Origin of the sequence: Corynebacterium sp. KPL2861, assembly GCF_040225475.1 — a bacterium.
Taxonomy (GTDB): Bacteria; Actinomycetota; Actinomycetes; order Mycobacteriales; family Mycobacteriaceae; genus Corynebacterium.
In genome coordinates, this window is sequence record NZ_JBEHFW010000030.1 from 1 (window position 1) to 711 (window position 711).

The following is a 711-nucleotide window of genomic DNA, read 5'->3' on the forward strand; positions in this document are numbered from 1 at the left end:
GCCCTCTTGGCAGCTCGTCTGTCTTCAATATTGCAGATCATCAACCACAGCGTTTTCAGCGCTGATTCATCGTTGGTGAACTGCACCCTGTTGCGGGTAGCTTTACGCAGTTCATTGTTGAATGATTCAATCGAATTCGTCGTATAGATTACCTTCCTGGCTGCTGGCGGGAACTGCAGAAACGGTACGAAACGCGCCCAAGCATCCCGCCAGACCTTGACTGAGCGGGGATACTTTTCTGCCAATTCAGAGGCTTCACATTCGTCTAAAGCAGCCTGAGCTGTGGATTCGTCTGCAGCGGTGTAAATCTTTTTCAACGCGGCCGATACGCCCCGGCGATCCCCGTAGGCTACCCATCGGTTAGCTGCGCGAATCAGGTGCACGATACAGGTTTGCACCATAGAGTTCGGCCACGTTGCCTCTACTGCTTCTGGCAAGCCTTTCAGCCCGTCACAGCAGACGATAAAGACGTCTTTGACCCCACGGTTAGAAAGATTGGCACATACCTGCGCCCAAAATGAAGCGCCTTCTTCTTTGGCGATCCATAGGCCCAAAATGTGCTTAATACCGTCAAGATCCACACCAATTGCCATGTACGCGGATTTGTTGACCACTCGGCCACCGTCGCGGACTTTAATGCGCAGCGCATCGAGAAACACTACGGGGTAGAATTCGTCTAACTGGCGGTTTTGCCAGACCATGACCTCATCG

Annotated in this window: 1 protein-coding gene; it reads right to left on the minus strand. The window is 52.5% G+C overall.

Annotation, left to right across the window (positions count from 1 at the left end):
* Nucleotides 1-711 (minus strand): IS256 family transposase (locus ABRP84_RS11240; protein WP_349853833.1); only part of this gene is annotated, 711 nt, incomplete at both ends.